The organism is Frigoribacterium sp. Leaf172, assembly GCF_001424285.1.
In the GTDB taxonomy this organism is placed as follows: domain Bacteria; phylum Actinomycetota; class Actinomycetes; order Actinomycetales; family Microbacteriaceae; genus Frigoribacterium.
In genome coordinates, this window is sequence record NZ_LMPB01000001.1 from 512418 (window position 1) to 526524 (window position 14107).

At 73.8% G+C, this 14107-nt stretch carries 11 protein-coding genes; 5 read left to right on the forward strand and 6 right to left on the reverse strand.

From position 1 onward, the window contains the following. Position 1: 1 nt before the first annotated feature. Positions 2-4981, reverse strand: coding sequence for a DEAD/DEAH box helicase (locus ASF89_RS02535; protein WP_055813022.1), 4980 nt, complete (start codon positions 4979-4981; stop codon positions 2-4). 87 nt (positions 4982-5068) lie between these two features. Between ASF89_RS02535 and ASF89_RS02540 the strand changes: the two genes are divergently transcribed. The 3 genes from ASF89_RS02540 to ASF89_RS02550 all read left to right on the forward strand — a co-directional run bounded on the left by ASF89_RS02540 (position 5069) and on the right by ASF89_RS02550 (position 7012). Beyond that, a complete protein-coding gene (locus tag ASF89_RS02540; protein ID WP_055799694.1) occupies positions 5069-5713 on the forward strand; it encodes an FMN-dependent NADH-azoreductase in 645 nt (214 codons plus the stop codon). 17 nt (positions 5714-5730) lie between these two features. Next, positions 5731-5937, forward strand: coding sequence for a hypothetical protein (locus ASF89_RS02545; protein WP_055799697.1), 207 nt, complete (start codon positions 5731-5733; stop codon positions 5935-5937). 94 nt (positions 5938-6031) lie between these two features. After that, complete coding sequence (locus ASF89_RS02550) at positions 6032-7012, forward strand: aldo/keto reductase (RefSeq protein ID WP_055811845.1); 981 nt, start codon at positions 6032-6034, stop codon at positions 7010-7012. A gap of 341 nt (positions 7013-7353) precedes the next feature. Here ASF89_RS02550 and ASF89_RS02555 read toward each other — a convergent pair whose 3' ends face one another. The 3 genes from ASF89_RS02555 to ASF89_RS02565 all read right to left on the reverse strand — a co-directional run bounded on the left by ASF89_RS02555 (position 7354) and on the right by ASF89_RS02565 (position 10884). Beyond that, complete coding sequence (locus ASF89_RS02555) at positions 7354-9210, reverse strand: bifunctional phosphatase PAP2/diacylglycerol kinase family protein (RefSeq protein ID WP_055811848.1); 1857 nt, start codon at positions 9208-9210, stop codon at positions 7354-7356. Between the two features lie 329 nt (positions 9211-9539). Continuing rightward, on the reverse strand, positions 9540-10394 hold the full coding sequence (locus ASF89_RS02560) for an NAD-dependent epimerase/dehydratase family protein (protein WP_055811851.1): 855 nt from the start codon (positions 10392-10394) through the stop codon (positions 9540-9542). A gap of 40 nt (positions 10395-10434) precedes the next feature. Beyond that, the gene (locus ASF89_RS02565; protein ID WP_055811854.1) at positions 10435-10884 is read right to left on the reverse strand and encodes a DUF1810 domain-containing protein; all 450 of its coding nucleotides are present in this window, start codon (positions 10882-10884) and stop codon (positions 10435-10437) included. Between the two features lie 97 nt (positions 10885-10981). Between ASF89_RS02565 and ASF89_RS02570 the strand changes: the two genes are divergently transcribed. Continuing rightward, positions 10982-12103 carry a GNAT family N-acetyltransferase gene (locus tag ASF89_RS02570; RefSeq protein ID WP_055811857.1) on the forward strand — a complete coding sequence of 374 codons (1122 nt, stop codon included), beginning with the start codon at positions 10982-10984 and terminating at the stop codon, positions 12101-12103. On the opposite strand, the gene ASF89_RS02575 is transcribed toward ASF89_RS02570, so the two are convergent. Together ASF89_RS02575 and ASF89_RS02580 are read right to left on the reverse strand one after the other, a co-directional pair. Next, entirely contained in the window at positions 12093-12764 is a 672-nt protein-coding gene (locus tag ASF89_RS02575; RefSeq protein ID WP_055811860.1) for an SIMPL domain-containing protein, read from the reverse strand. The two genes, ASF89_RS02570 and ASF89_RS02575, sit on opposite strands and share 11 nt — an antisense overlap. A 10-nt stretch (positions 12765-12774) precedes the next feature. Beyond that, positions 12775-13461, reverse strand: a complete 687-nt coding sequence (locus ASF89_RS02580) for an alpha/beta hydrolase (protein ID WP_082489725.1) — start codon at positions 13459-13461, stop codon at positions 12775-12777. Positions 13462-13550: 89 nt separating this feature from the next. On the opposite strand from ASF89_RS02580, the gene ASF89_RS02585 reads away from it, so the two are divergent. After that, complete coding sequence (locus ASF89_RS02585; protein WP_055799717.1) at positions 13551-14093, forward strand: NUDIX hydrolase family protein; 543 nt, start codon at positions 13551-13553, stop codon at positions 14091-14093. Positions 14094-14107: the final 14 nt, after the last annotated feature.

A 14107-nucleotide genomic window follows, 5' to 3' on the forward strand; every position in this document is an offset into this window, starting at 1 on the left:
GTCACGACCTCAATCGGATGCCGCTGGGGGTGGGGGCGAAGCCGGCGTCGCGCAGGGCGTCGCCGAGAGGCGTGCCGAGGACGAACTCGCCGTCGACGCGCTCGATGGCGAGCTTGCCGAGCCGCGTGCGGACCGTGCGGGCCAGCGACTCGGCGGCCAGGGCGAGTTCGCGCTCGTCGGGATCGCCGAAGGTCAGCACGGTCTTCCCGCCGCGTTCGACGTAGACGGTCAACCGGCCGTCGACGAGCACGACCAGCGAGCCGGCCTTCCGCCCGGGGCGGTGACCGGCCTTCTTCTTCGTGCCCGGAGCCGCGCCGACGGTCGGGTCGGAGCCCTGCCGGTCGCCGCCAGCCGAGGAGGCGCGGGTCGTCGTCGCAGCGCCCGCCGCGTCGCCTCGGGCCCCGGCTCCCGTCGCCGTGGTCGCCGCCGCAGCGGAGGCCGCCTCGGCCGCCGCCGCCGCGATGCGGGCGGCCTCGTCGGCGGGGGCGCCGTCGAGCGTCTGCCCGGGCCAGGGCAGAGCGGCGCCGTAGGGGTTGGCGGGGTCGGTAGCGGCCAGGGTGACGACCGGGATCTCGAGCTGACGACCGGCTGCGACGAGGGTGTCGTCGTCGCGTCGGTCGCCCTCGTCGCGGATGAACGAGCGGAGCCGGTCGACGGTGGGGCCGGTCGCGAACTGCGCGGCGCCGAGCCCTTCGATGAAGTAGCCGCGGCGGGCGCGCCCGGTCTCCTCGAAGCCGCTCAGCACCTTGTACGCGGTCGAGAAGCCCCCGCGGACGCCCTCGTTGACGACCGCCCCGCGCGTGACGACCCCGTGGCGCTCGAGCAGGATCTCGGCCGTCGCCGCGGCGCGGATCGTGCCGTCGGGTTCGGCGAGGGGCAGCAGCGACCAGCGGCCCCCGACCGTGGGCGGGCCGGCCTGGCGGGGCATCGCGACCCGGCCGCGGCTGCGGTACGACGACCGCGACCGCGTGGGGGTGCGCGGTCTCGGCGTCTTGCCGCCGCCGACCTGGGTGCGCAGGGGCGCGAAGGTGTCGTTGGTGATCTGACCGGCCCAGACCAGCTGCCAGATGGCGGCGACCAGCGATTCGTCGTCGGTGCTCCCGACGGCGTCGGAGAGCTGCCGGAAGAAGTACGCGCCGCCGCCGGCGAGTGCGGCGAGCACCTCGCGCTGCAGGTCGTCGGTCTCGGCGCCCGAGGGTTCGGGCAGCGTGACCTGAGCCCCGTCGGCGAGGTGGAGGCTCACCCAGCCGTCGTTGCCGGGCAGGGTGCCGGTGCCCGACCAGATGATGTCGCCCGTGGCCGTGAGCTCGTCGAGCATGGCGGGGCTGTAGTCGGTGATGCGGGCGGGGAGGATGAGCGACTCCCAGGCGGAGGCCGGCAGCGAGACGCCGCTGAGCTGGTCGACGACCTGCAGCACGCCGTCGAGTCCGCGCAGCCCGGAGCCCTTCAGCCCGGTGGCGACGTGCTGCCAGGCGGGAAGGAACCTCCCGAGCGTCTCGGGCGCGACGGGTTCGACCTCGTGGCGGAGCGCCGCCAGCGACTTGCCGCGCAGACGTCGCAGCACCTCGGCGTCGCACCACTCGCTGCCCTGCTGGCGGGGGCGGAACTCGCCCTCGACGACGCGACGCTGGGTGGCGAGCTTGCGGAGGGCGTCGAGGACGACGGCTGCGCCGAGTCCGAGCCGCTCGGCGACCATCGCCGACGTGAACGGGCCGTGCGTGCGGGCGAAGCGGCCGACGAGATCGCCGAGCGGGTCGTCGACCGGCTCGACGAAGGCGGTGGGGACGCCGATGGGCAGGGCGACCCCGAGCGCGTCCCGGAGGCGCGAGGCGTCTTCGATGCCGGCCCAGCGCACGACGCCGCCGTGGGTGAAGCGCAGCACGCGGTTCGACCAGGCGAGGTCGGTCAGCGCGGTCTCGAGGGCGCGGTGCGCGTCGTCGCGGGCGGCGACGTCACCGGCCACGAGGGTGACGGCGAGCCAGCTGCGGTCGATGATCTCGTCGGTGGTGAGCGGGCCGAGCAGTCGCAGGAGGTCGACGACGCCCTCGATGTCGCGGGCACGGCGGTCGGGGGCGAGCCGCTGCAGCTCGAGCTCGTGCTGATCGATGACGTCGGCGTCGAGGAGCTCGCGCAGCTCGGCGCGACCGAGGAGCTCCTGCAGGAGCGTCGAGTCGAGCGAAAGCGCGGCGGCGCGGCGCTCGGCGAGGGGCGAGTCGCCTTCGTACATGAAGGCCGCCACGTAGCCGAACAGCAGCGACCGCGCGAACGGCGACGGCACCTCGGTCTCGGTCTCGACGATGCGGACGGTCCGACTGGCGAGGTCGCGGGTCAGGCTCATCAGCGCGGGCAGGTCGTAGACGTCTTGCAGCACCTCGCGGACGGCCTCGAGCACGATCGGGAACGAGGGGTACTTGCGGGCGACGTCGAGCAGCTGCGACGACCGCTGACGCTGCTGCCACAGCGGTGAGCGCTTGCCGGGGTTGTACCGCGGCAGCAGCAGGGCGCGGGCGGCGCACTCGCGGAACCGCGACGAGAAGAGCGCCGAGCCGCCGACCTCCTCGGTGACGATGTCGTCGAGATCGTCGAGTTCGAACGAGAACAGCTCGGCCCCGGGAGGCTCGGCGTCGGTGTCGGGGATCCGCACGACGATGCCATCGTCGGCCGCCATGGCCCCGCCGTCGACGCCGAGCTGATCGCGGATGCGCGCCGACACCGCGAGAGCCCAGGGGGCGTGGACCTGCATGCCGTAGGGGGAGTGGAGGATGAGCCGCCAGTCGCCGAGCTCGTCACGGAACCGCTCGACGACCAGGGTCGTGTCGGTCGGCACGTACGACGTGGCGGCCTTCTGCTCGGTCAGGAACGCGATGAGGTTGCGGGCGGCCCGTTCGTCGAGCCCGCCGGCTGCGACCCGCGCCGTCGCGTCGGCCTCGTTCGAGTTCGACAGCTCGCGGATGTAGCCGCCGATCGCCTTGCCGAGCTCGGCCGGGCGACCGATGCCGTCGCCCTTCCAGAACGGGACACGCCCCGGCTGCCCGTAGGCCGGCGAGACGAGCACGCGGTCGTGGGTGATGTCCTCGATGCGCCAGCTCGTGGCGCCGAGCGCGAAGACGTCGCCGACCCGCGACTCGTAGACCATCTCTTCGTCCAGCTCGCCGACGCGCGCCGCCTTCTCGCCGACCATGAAGACGCCGAAGAGACCCCGGTCGGGGATGGTGCCGCCGCTGGTGACGGCGAGACGCTGGGCGCCGGGTCGCCCGGTGAGCGTGCCGTGCACGCGATCCCAGACGATGCGGGGTCGGAGCTCGGCGAACTCGTCGGAGGGGTACTTGCCGCTCAGGAGGTCGAGCGTGGCGTCGTAGGCCGACCGCGGCAGGGTGGCGAAGGGGGCGCTGCGCCGGACGGTGTCGTACCACTCGTCGGCGTCGAGCTCGTCGAGCGCCACGGCGGCCACGGTCTGCTGGGCGAGCACGTCGAGCGGGTTCGTCGGCACGCGCAGCTCTTCGATGAGACCGGCCACCATGCGCTCGGCGGCGACGGCGGAGTGGATGAGGTCGGCCCGGTGCTTCGGGAACAGCACGCCGCGCGACGTCTCGCCGACCTGGTGACCGGCGCGGCCGACGCGCTGCAGACCGCTGGCGACCGAGGGCGGCGACTCGACCTGGATGACGAGATCGACGGCGCCCATGTCGATGCCGAGCTCGAGCGAGCTGGTCGCCACCACGCAGCGCAGCCGACCGCTCTTGAGGTCGTCTTCGATGAGAGCGCGCTGGTCTTTCGACACCGAGCCGTGGTGGGCACGGGCCAGCAGGGGGTCGGCGCCCGAGGTCTGCCCCGAGCCGCCCATCAGCTGGGCGGGTGCGCCGCCGCCGACCGATGGATTGCGGGCCGGCGGGGAGGGCGCGAAGGGGTCGACGGCGACGTCGGCACCCGCCTCGGACGCGTCGCCGGCCGCATGACCGCCGTCGGCCCCGCGCTCCGCGGCGGCGCCGCCGACCGCGACGAGCTGACCCCGTGCGTCCTCCGTCGCCCGCGCGGCGGTCTCGAGGTCGCCGCCCTGCCTCTCGATCCAGATGTCGTTGAGGCGGGCGGTCAGACGCTCGGCCAGGCGGCGGGAGTTGGAGAACACGATGGTCGACCGGTGCGCCGAGATGAGATCGACGATGCCCTCTTCGACGTGCGGCCAGATCGACCCCTGCGGGGCGGCGCCGGCGGCGGATCCCTCGAGGGGTGCGGCGGTGCCGAGCTCGGTCATGTCGTCGACGGGGACGACGACCTTGAGGTCGAACTTCTTGTCGGCCCGCGGGTTGACGATGGTCACGGGCGCCGGGCCGGCCAGGAACCGCGCGACCTCTTCGGGCGGGCGCACGGTGGCGCTGAGCCCGATGCGCTGGGCCGGCTCGTCGAGCAGCGCGTCGAGCCGTTCGAGCGAGATGGCCAGGTGGGCGCCGCGCTTCGTCGACGCGACGGCGTGCACCTCGTCGATGATGACCGTCTGCACGCCCTTGAGCGTCTCGCGGGCCTGCGAGGTCAGCATCAGGTAGAGCGACTCGGGTGTGGTGATGAGGATGTCGGTGGGGGTGCGGGCCAGCCGACCCCGGTCGCTCGAGCTCGTGTCGCCCGAGCGGACGCCCACGGTGATGTCGGGCGCCTCGGTGCCGAGTCGCCGAGCCGTCTGCGTGATGCCGACCAGCGGCGATCGGAGGTTCCGCTCGACGTCGACGCCGAGGGCCTTGAGCGGCGAGATGTAGAGCACCCGCGTGCGGTGCAGCTTCTCGTCGGGCGGCGGAGACGACGCCAGCGAGTCGATGGACCAGAGGAACGACGCCAGGGTCTTGCCCGAGCCGGTCGGCGCGATGACGAGAGCGTGATCGCCCTGGCTGATCGCCGTCCAGGCGCCCTCCTGCGCGCGGGTCGGCGCGGCGAAGGCCCCGCGGAACCACTCTCGGGTGGCGGGGGAGAAGCGGTCGAGCACGTCGGTCATCGGTGCCATCTTGCTCCGGACCACCGACATTCCGCCTCGCGCACCTCCTCGGCCGGCCCTGTCGGTGGCCCCGGCTACGGTGGTCGCATGCCTGAACTCCTGCACATCGACTCGTCCGCCGACCTCGCGACCAGTCGGTCGCGGGCCATCACCGGCGCCTTCGCCGACGCCTGGCGCGATCTCGGCGACGACCACACGATCACGCGCCGCGATCTGCACGTCGACCAGCTGCCGCATCTCAGCGACAGCGCGCTGCACTGGCCGCCGCGCCTGCGTCAGCCGGGCGACGCGCCCGACCCCGCGCACGAGGCCCTGCAGCAGACCCTCATCGCCGAGCTGATCGCCGCCGACGTCGTGCTGATCGGCGCGCCGCTCTACAACTACTCGGTGCCCTCGACGCTCAAGGCGTGGATCGACAACATCCATCTGCCCGCCGTGACGGCGCCGTTCGACGGCGACGACCAGCAGCCCCTCGCCGGTCGCCCCGCCGTCATCGTCACGAGCCGCGGCGGCGTCTACGACGTCGGCACCGACACCGAGGGGTGGGACCACGCGACCCCCGTGCTCGACATCATCCTCGGGAAGACCCTCGGCATGTCGCTCGAGGTGATCGCCACGAACCTCACGCTGAGCGATCGCCTGCCCATGCCCGAGGGCTCGCGCGAGCGGGCCGAGCGCGAGTTCGCCGAAGCCACACGGGCAGCGGTCGAGGCCGCCCGACGTCTCGGCTGACGGCCGGTGACCCGCCCGTGACCCGCCGAGGAGGCGCGGCGCTCCGACGAGGGCAGCTGGCCGTCAGCAAGGTGCTCGCCTTCGTGTCGGCGCTCGCCCTGCTCGTCGGTCTCGTCCGCATCCTCCAGGCGCACGTCGTGGCGGGCGCCGCCTTCGTCATCATCGCCGTCGCCCTGATCGCGGTGGCGTTCGCGCTGGCCCGGGCGGCGACCCGGCGTCGCTGACGCGAGCCGCGCCTCCTCGGGCGGCGACCCGGTCTGGGTAGGTCGAGCCGCGCCTCCTCGGCCCGGTGTCGGCGGCACCGCCTACGCTGGCGGCATGCACAGTCGCACACTCGGCCGCACCGGCCGTCAAGCATCCGTCATCGGCCTCGGCACCTGGCAGCTCGGCGCCGACTGGGGCGACGTCACCGAGAGCGATGCGCTCGACGTGCTCGGCGCCTCCGTCGAGTCGGGCGTCACCTTCTTCGACACCGCCGACGTCTACGGCGATGGCCGCAGCGAGCAGATCATCGGCCGGTTCCGCGCCTCGAACCCCGACGCCGACATCACCGTCGCGACGAAGATGGGTCGCCGCCTCGACCAGCTGCCCGCCAACTACGTGCGGCAGAACTTCATCGAGTGGACCGACCGCTCACGGCGCAACCTCGGCGTCGACACCCTCGACCTCGTGCAGCTGCACTGCCCGCCCACCCCGGTCTTCGAGAGCGACGCGGCCTACGACGCCCTCGACGAGCTCGTGGCGAACGGGGCGATCGCCGCGTACGGCGTCAGCGTCGAAGAGACCGCTCAGGCCCTCACCGCCATCGCGCGTCCGAATCTCGCGACGGTGCAGATCATCCTCAACGCGTTCCGGCTGAAGCCCCTCGACGAGGTGCTGCCTCGCGCGCAGGAGGCCGGGGTCGGCATCATCGCGCGGGTCCCGCTCGCCAGCGGTCTGCTCTCGGGCAAGTACACGACCGCGACGACGTTCGCCGAGAACGACCACCGCAGCTACAACCGCAACGGCGAGGCCTTCGACCAGGGCGAGACCTTCAGCGGCGTCGACTTCGAGCAGGGCGTCGCGGCCGCGCAGGAGTTCGCCGAGGCGGTCCCCGACGGCGTGACGGTTCCGCAGGCGGCGCTCGCCTGGGTCGTCGACCAGCCCGGCGTCAGCACCGTGATCCCGGGGGCCCGCAACGTCGAGCAGGCTCGCGCGAACGCCGCGGCCGGTGATGTCGTGCTCGACGAGGGGCTCGACTCCGAGGTCGTCCGCATCTACGAGAAGTACTTCCGCGAGGCCGTCCACCCGCGCTGGTAGCGCCGCTGGGCCGTACGCCGCTGAGCGCCCGGGCGGCGCCGGGTCGCACTGCAGCCGCGGAGCCCTGCCGCGCCGGGGCGAGCCGTCCCACACCTCGTATTCGGCGTGACACCCCGAGATCGCGGGGTGTGACGCGGGTTTCGGGGTGTTTGGCCGCGATTCGGCCGCGGGGGCGGTACACGCGCAACGTGCGGGTGCCACCGGCTCATGCGGCGGCGCCGGGCGCTCTGCTGTGCCGCAGCTGCCAGGCGTGCTGCTGGCAGGCACGTCACACCTCGTATTCGGCGTGACACCCCGAGATCGCGGGGTGTGATGCGGGTTTCGGGGTGGTGGGTCGTGGATCAGCCGCGGGGGCGGTACACGCGCAACGCCCGGGGCAGCAGGCGCACCTCGTAGCGGTACCCGTCGCGCTCGGCGGTCTCGGGCAGCGAGGTGTCGCCCTCGCCGTCGTGCGCGATCGCGGGTCGGGGCGCCCCCGCGACGGTGACCGCGAACCGCGACGTCACCTCGGTCGAGAACGCCTCCTTCTCAGGCAGGAGACCGAGGAGGCGCAGGGTCGCCGTGCTCCTCGGGCCGAACGCGAGCGATGACAGCGCCCCGATCCGGCCCAGTCTCGAACCGGACGACAGCGTGCGCACCTCGAGCGAGCCGTCGTCGAGGGCCCGGCGCCGCATCGGCGAGACGACATCGTCGTCGTTGCGCCCGACCCCGACGAACACAGACCACGCCGTACGCCCAGCCCCCTGGCGCACAGAGCCACCGCGGCCCTCCACGTCACCGCCACCGCGGCCCACCGCACCGACGCCGGCCGCATCACCGCCACCGCGGCCCACCGCACCGACGCCGGCCGCATCACCGCCATCGCGGCCCACCGCACCGCGGCCCACGGCATCGCGGCGCACCGCATCGCGGCCCACCGCACCGACGCCGGCCGCATCACCGCCACCGCGGCGCACCGCATCGCGGCCCGTCGCACCGGCATCCGACGCACCAGCGTCACCGCGGCTCGCCGCATCGTCGTCTCGCTCGATGGTCACCGTGCGCCCCCGTCGCAGGATCTGCACCCCGGACACGAGCCCGGCCACGCGCTTGCCCAGGCGCCCCTCGAGACGGTCGCGCTCGGCGAGGTAGTCGGCGTAGACGCCCAGGGCCGTGGCGTTGATCGCGAGGTGGTGCGGCTCGCCGTCGACGTCGACGGCGGCGACGTCCACGCGGGCTCCCGAGCCGGCGCACAGGGCGGCGACCGCCGCGTCGACCGAGTCGGTGCCGACCGCACGGGAGAAGTGATCGAAGGTGCCGCCGGGCACGACGAGCAGCGGCAGATCGTGTTCGAGCGCGACCCTCGCGGCGGTCTCGACCGTGCCGTCGCCGCCGACGACCGCGAGCACCCGCGGGGGGTTCCGCCGCCGCAGTTCGGCGGCGACCATCTCGCCGAGGTCGGTGTCACCGAGCGACCGGTAGCGCGCCTCCGGAAGCCGTCTGCGCAGCAGCGCGACGGGGTCTCGTCGACGAGCAGCCCCCGACGCCCCGTTCGAGACCACGAGGACGCCCTCGCCGCGCGACGACGCGGGCAGCTCGATCGGTTCGCCGGCCAGAGCGGCCGGGCCGGCCGGATGCGCGGGCACGGGCAGCACGAGGCGCCCTGCGACGGCGACGCCGGCGCCGAGCAGCGCCCCGCCCACGACGTCCGAGAGCCAGTGCGCCCCGACCTTCAGTCGCGAGTACGAGACGGCGGCCGCCAGCGGGGCGAGGACGAGACCGGTCCGGGGCGACTCGAGCGCCACCCCGGTGACGAACGCCACGGCGCTGGCCGTGTGACCCGACGGGAACGAGGCGCTTCGCGGCTGACGACGCAGCTGACGAGCGATCGGCACGTCGTCGAGCAGAGGGCGCGGACCGCCGATCAGGTTCTTGCCGACGGCGTTGGCGATGAGGCTCGCCATGCCGAGCGAGAGGGTGCCGCGCGACCCGGCCCTCCGATCGCCGACGAGCAGCAGCACAGCGGCGGTCGTCAGCCAGAGGGTGCCGTGGTCGGCGGAGTGCGAGAGGCGCTTCCAGGCCCGGTCCGACCGCGGGTGCCGCTCGCGACCGTTGATCAGGTTCGCGGCGGCGCGATCGACACGGCGGACCCCCATCGGCAGCGTCAGGAGGGGGAAGAGCCGTCGCCGAGCGGCAGGGACGTCATGGTCGGGGAGCACGCGTCCACCGTACCCGGGCGCGCCTGGCCCCCCGGCGAACCGTCATCGCGGCCGTGCGCGACGCCGAGGAGGCGCGGCGGGGGAGGGATCACCGCAGCGGCTCTGTGCGCGGCGCCTTCCGCGCCCGCGGCCCTGTGCACGACGCCCTCACAGCGTCACGCCTCCGCGCCCGACGCCCGCGCGCGCCCGCGGCCCTATGCGCGACACCCTCAGCGTCACGCCCTCCGCGCCCGCCGCCCGCCGCCCGCGCCCGCCGCCCGCCGCCCGCGCGCGCGCCCGCGGCCCTATGCGCGACACCCTCAGCGTCACGCCTCCGCACACACTCACCCTCAGGCGTGCCGCGTCCCCTCGCCGCCGAGCACGGCGCGATACCCCTCGCGGAACGTCGGGTAGGCGAACGCGAACCCCGTCGACCGCAGTCGGGCGTTCGACAGCCGCTTGTCGCCGCCCGCCTGCCGACCCGTCGGGGGAGCCATCGCCGGCGCCGTGACGCCCAGCTCGGCGGCCAGGAAGAGCAGGACCTCGTCGAGCCGGACCGGCTCGTCGTCGACCCCGAGGTAGACGGCCTCGGGCTCCGAGACCACCGTCGTGAGGTGCACGATCGCGGCCGCGGCGTCGTCGCGGTGGATGCGGTTGGTGTGAGGCGAGCCGTCGCGCCGTTCGGATCGCGTGGCGCTCCCGTCGCGCACCTGCTCGATCAGTCGCTCGCGACCCGGCCCGTAGACGCCGCCGAGGCGCAGCAGCACGGCCTCGGGCGCGCGCTCGCGCAGCAGCTGCTCGGCCTCGAGCAGCACGTCGGCGGTGGGGGTGCCGCCGTGCGCGGGGGTCTCCTCCGTGACGAGGCTGCCGTCGGTCACGTCGTACACGGCGGTCGACGAGACGACGAGGAGGCGCGGGTCGGCAGCCGACGCCGCGATCCCGTCGAGCACGTTGCGCAGGCCCTCCACGTAGGTGGCGCGGTACTCGCCCGGCGTGCGCGAGCCGGCCGCGAGGGCCACGACGACGACCTCGGTGTCGTCGTCGACGACGGGCACCTCGCGGCGCAGGTCGACCGACCGGCCCTCGATGCGGGACGGCAGCAGGTCGGCGCGACGCCGGAGCCCGACGACGCGGTGCCCGTCGGTCGCGAACCGCAGCCCCGTCTCGGTGCCCAGGTCGCCGCAGCCCGCGATCAGAACGCTCATGATCCGACCCTAGTGGGCCGCGCCTCCCCGGCCGCCCGCCTCAGAGCCGGTCGAGCGTCGCCCGGTCGAGCTCGCCGCCGAAGTACTTCGCCAGCGCCTGCGAGAACCGTCGCTCGGCCGGCGCCGCCTGGGCGAACAGCGTCAGCGACGACCGCGCCTTCATCGCGTCGACGCCGCCGAAGACCTCCTCGGGGTCGTCCGTCGGCAGGTCGAGCACGGCGTCGACGCAGTCGAGCAGGCGCGGTCCGAGCAGCGGATGCGCCAGGTACGCCCGGGCCTCGCCGATCGTCGCGATGGCGTACCGCTCGGCGGTCGCACTGCGGCCCAGCCCCGCGACCTGCGGGAACACGAACCACATCCAGTGGCTCGTCTTGCGGCCGTCGCGCAGCTCGGCGAGGGCCCGGTCGTAGGTGCCGTGCGCCTCCTGGGCTGTGACGAAGCGCTCGAGGTCGTGCCGGTCGAGCAGGTCGGAGTCGGTCGGATCGCTCATGATCCCGTTCTACGCCGCACCGGACCCGCTAGTCTGGTCGGCTGCCCGCGGGGCGGCGAGCGTGAGACCGCACGCTCCTGCGGCTGAAAGGCACGACATGACCCCCATCGACCGAGCACCGATCGTCATCGAGCGGATCGCCGTCCCCGCGACCCTCGACGGCCCCGACGCCGCCGACTTCGTCGAGGCGGTCGCCGTCGAGAACGCGACGCGGGCGCATGCGCTCGGCTCGGACGAGATGGCCTGGCTGCCCGACGAGCAGCTGCCGAACTGGCTCGACGCCTACAAGGACATGCGGTGGTTCGTCGTCCGCGACGCCGGTCGCATCGTCGCCACGGGCTCGTACGAGAGCCGACTCGACGGCGACTCCGCGACGACGGCCCACGTCGACGTGACCGTGCTGCCCTCGCACCGACGCCGGGGCATCGGGTCGGCGCTGCTCGCCCACGTCGAGGAGGTCGCGCGCCGCGAGGGTCGCACCCAGGCGATCGCGTACGTGCGCTCCCTCGGTGATGCCGGACCGCGCCTCCTGCCCCCGACCGGCGCCGGCTCGGTCGGCGCCGACGACCCGGCGGTGCGCCTGCTGCTCGGGCGCGACTGGGTGCTCGGGCAGGTGATGCGCTGCAGCCGCCTCGCCCTGCCCGTGGACGAGGAGGCGCTGGCCGGCATCCGAGACCGCGCCCGGGCCGCCGCGGGCGACGACTACCGATTGCGCACCTGGATCGGCCGATCGCCCGACGAGTGGCTGGCCGACCTCGCCGACCTCGAGACCCGCATGAGCACGGACGCACCGTCGGGCGGGGTCGACGAGCCCGAGGACATCTGGACCGCCGAGCGGTTCCGTGACGCCGAGGACAAGGCGCTCGCCGGCCCGCGCACGCGCTTCACGGCCGTCGTCGAGCACGTGCCGACGGGTCGACTCGCCGGATTCAGTCAGCTGGAGGCACCGGCCGAGCGGTCGCGCCCCGCCTTCCAGCAGGACACCCTCGTGCTGCGCGAGCACCGCGGGCACCGGCTCGGCTGGCTGCTCAAGATCGCCACGACCGATCTGCTCACCGCCGAACGCCCCGGCCACCCCGGCGTCTTCACGTTCAACGCGGAGGAGAACCGGCCCATGCTCGACGTGAACGAGGCCGTCGGCTTCGTCCCGTTCGAGTACGAAGGGGTGTGGAGCAAGCAGGTCCGAGCAGACGGGGCGGGCGAGCGCCTCAGGCCGTGAAGTCCGCGCTGATGGTCGCCGTGACCTCGATGTCGTCGGGCTGCAGGTCGAACACGACCGAGCCCGAGGCGTCGACGGACGAGCCGGCCATCATCGACCGTGAGGCCATGAACGGGACGCCACCCGCGCCTCCTTCGCCCGGCCGCAGCCCCGGCTCGTAGACGGCCTGCAGCTCGGGTGCGCCCAGCCCGAGGGCGTCGGCGTAGTCCGAGGCTCGCGCGACGGCGTCCGCCACGGCGGCGAGTCGGGCGTCCTGCTCGACCTCGGCCCGGCGCGCGTGCCCGAGCGACCACTCGACGCCCTCGATCGTGACGCCCTCGACGTGCGCGAGCTCGCCGACCCAGTCGGTCAGCGCGGTGAAGTCCTGGAACCTCACCTCGATCGTCGACCGCGTCCGGTACCGCACCGAGGAGGCGCGGGTCCCGTCGATCGCGACCGGCTCCGTCACGGGACCCACCGATACGGATCGGGCCGTCCACCACGTCGCCGCCCCCTGGCGACGCAGGGTCGTCGCCTGCTCGGTGACGCGGTTGTGGACGGCGACGGCGTCGTCGACGACGCTCGACCGGTCGTCGCCCTCGAGCTCGACCGCCAGCCGCAGCAGACCGCGCTCGGCGCGATACCGGTGCGTGACGCTGCCGGTGACGGCGATGACGGCCACGACCCGACCCCTAGAGGACGACGTCGGAGCTGTCGGGCGCCTGCGTGGTGTCGGCGGTGACCGGGTTCGTCACGCGCGAGATGAAGGCGTTGAGGTCGTCGAGCTCGTCCTGCGAGACGCCGTGCGCGAGGTCGGCGTAGACCTCGACGTCGACGTCGGCGTGCTCGGTCAGCCAGTCGGTCGTGCGCGTGACGGCATCGATCGGGATGACCTGGTCGGCGTCGCCACGACCGTAGAAGACGGCGGGTCGGACGCGCGCGAGGGCCGCGTCGGCGTCGGCGGAGGCCGGGTCGGCGACGACGAAGCCGGCCAGCACGGCCGTGAACGTGAAGCGCTCGGGCGCACGCCGGAGCAGCTGCAGCGACAGCGAGCCTCCCTGCGAGAAGCCGAGCAGGCTCACGCTCGGGTGCGACTCGGCGAGCGAGTCGAGCCAGGTCAGCACGGCCGTCGCGGCCTCGTCGACCGGTGCGGGGTCCGGCGAGCCCGGAGTGGTCAGCGGATACCACGAGAAACCGTCGCCGTGGGCGAGCGGCGCCCGCAGCGAGGCGATCGCGAACGCCTGCGGGAGGTACGGTGCCAGCCCGATCAGATCGCCCTCGTGCGAGCCCACCCCGTGCAGCAGGACGAGCAGCGGCCGACCGTCGCGCTCGGACTCGTCGACGGACCACTGGATGACGGAGGGATCGATCTGCACCATGGGCCGAGCCTATCCAGGGCCGTGGTCGCCGTGTTCGCCTGTAGCGTTTTCGTCACCCGACCGTCACACGGGGTTGGTAGACATGCCCCATGAGCTCCGTGCAGACCCCCGACCCGAATCCCGGCTGGCTCTCCGAAGAGGAGCTCTTCCAGATACGTCAGCGTCTGCCGATCCTCTACGTCGAGGCGGTGCCGGTGCGCGTCGACGGCATGGGCGTCGTGACCGAGGTCGGCGTGCTGCTGCGGGCGTCGTCGGAGGGGTCGATGTCGCGCATGCTCGTCTCCGGTCGCGTCATGTACGGCGAGAGCCTGCGCACCGCTCTGTTCCGCCACCTCGAGAAGGACCTCGGGCCGATGGCGTTCCCGCAGCTGCCGCCGTCGCCGGTGCCGTTCCAGGTCGCCGAGTACTTCCCGCTGCCGGGCTCGTCGGTCTACACCGACGCCCGTCAGCACGCCGTGTCGCTCGCCTACGTCGTGCCGGTCACGGGCACCTGCGACCCCCGCCAGGACGCCCTCGAGCTCACGTGGCTGACCCCGCATCAGGCCGCGAGCGACGACGTCGCCGCCGAGATGGAGGGCGGGCGCGGCGCCCTGCTGCGGGCCGCGCTGGCCTCCGTCGGCGCGCTCCACTAGCCGCCGCCGCGCCG

Bases quoted from the DNA above. Each gene is read 5' to 3' on its own strand.
- ASF89_RS02580 (WP_082489725.1), bottom strand. From the start codon at position 13,461: ATGGTGCAGATCGATCCCTCCGTCATCCAGTGGTCCGTCGACGAGTCC.
- ASF89_RS02560 (WP_055811851.1), bottom strand. From the start codon at position 10,394: ATGAGCGTTCTGATCGCGGGCTGCGGCGACCTGGGCACCGAGACGGGG.
- ASF89_RS02570 (WP_055811857.1), top strand. From the start codon at position 10,982: ATGACCCCCATCGACCGAGCACCGATCGTCATCGAGCGGATCGCCGTC.
- ASF89_RS02565 (WP_055811854.1), bottom strand. From the start codon at position 10,884: ATGAGCGATCCGACCGACTCCGACCTGCTCGACCGGCACGACCTCGAG.
- ASF89_RS02550 (WP_055811845.1), top strand. From the start codon at position 6,032: ATGCACAGTCGCACACTCGGCCGCACCGGCCGTCAAGCATCCGTCATC.
- ASF89_RS02540 (WP_055799694.1), top strand. From the start codon at position 5,069: ATGCCTGAACTCCTGCACATCGACTCGTCCGCCGACCTCGCGACCAGT.
- ASF89_RS02535 (WP_055813022.1), bottom strand. From the start codon at position 4,981: ATGACCGACGTGCTCGACCGCTTCTCCCCCGCCACCCGAGAGTGGTTC.
- ASF89_RS02585 (WP_055799717.1), top strand. From the start codon at position 13,551: ATGAGCTCCGTGCAGACCCCCGACCCGAATCCCGGCTGGCTCTCCGAA.